The sequence below is a fragment of the Streptomyces sp. 8L genome (genome assembly GCF_020176795.1).
Classification (GTDB): domain Bacteria; phylum Actinomycetota; class Actinomycetes; order Streptomycetales; family Streptomycetaceae; genus Streptomyces.
In genome coordinates this window covers 1-1,112 of record NZ_JAIUKE010000905.1, presented here as the reverse complement: position 1 = coordinate 1,112, position 1,112 = coordinate 1, and the positions used below count along the sequence as shown (strand labels likewise).

General features: G+C 69.2%; 1 pseudogene. It reads right to left on the bottom strand.

Features of this window, described 5'->3' with window-relative positions:
- Nucleotides 1–32: 32 nt before the first annotated feature.
- Nucleotides 33–1,099 (bottom strand): annotated as a pseudogene (locus LCE31_RS41605) (IS630 family transposase).
- Nucleotides 1,100–1,112 lie beyond the last annotated feature (13 nt).

The window sequence follows — 1,112 nt, the reverse complement described above, 5'->3', positions numbered from 1 at the left end:
TACTGAGGTTGAACTCGTGATGTTGTGTGGTGTCAGGTCTCTCTGATCTGCAGGCCGGTCTCGGCAAGGCAGTCGTCGATCAGGTGGCTGCGGTACTGGATGTGCCGCAGGCGGCGTCGGGCGGTCTGAACGAGGTGTTCGGGGGTGCTGAGGGCGGCGTTGGAGAGCCGGCCGCGCCGCAGGAGCGATCAGATCCCTTCGACGGGGTTGAGGTCAGGTGCGTAGGGCGGCAGGTAGTAGAGGGTCAGCCAGTCCCGGGTCTCGGCGAACTCCCGCAGGCCAGCGGCTTTATGCACGTTGAGGTTGTCCCGGACGAGCACGATTGGGCCGCCGAGCTGCTGGTGGGCGGCGATGAGCAGGTCGCGGTAGTCGCGCCAGGAAAAGCTTTTGCGTCCGTCCCGTCGGCCGTCGTCGCGGCGGGGCCGGTAGATCAGCCTCGAGCGGTGTCCGGGCTTGTAGCAGGTCAGCGCGGCGATGGAGACGCGTCTGCGGGACCGGCCGCGGACCCGCACCACCGGGGTGCGGCCACGTGGTGACCAGGTCCGGGCTGTCGGCGGCGTCATGGAGAAGCCGGCTTCGTCCCCGAAGACGAGCCACGCTCCACGGGCCGCCGCGAGCCTTCCGCGCAGGGCCAGACCGCCTTGATCCAGCCGGTGACGGCATCATCGTCCCGTTCGACCGCACAGCGGGCCGGGACCTGGCAGGACCAGCCGTTGCGGACCAGAAGCTTGCGCGCGCCCTGGATCGTGTAGGTGAGATGGAAGCGTCGGCCGATCACCGTCTTGACGCGTGAGAGGGTCCAGCGCTGGTCCTCCCAGCCGTGCGCGGCCGGACCCTTGGCCGGCTCCGCTTCCAGCTGGGCGAACTGCTTCTCGCTGAGCCTGGGAAGCGACGCCGGCCCCTGTGAGCGCAGGGCCCTGGGACCGTCTTCCTTCCATGCCCGCCGCCACCGCTGAACCGACCGGACGCTGACGCGCAAGTCCTTGGCGATCGCAGTGCTGCCCTCGCCCCGGGCGAAGCGCTCTGCGGCCTGGCCCCGTAACTCCTCGCGGAACTGACGCCGTTCGTCGCTCAGCCCGCCACCCTGTGGATACCGCATACCTCGGTCATAC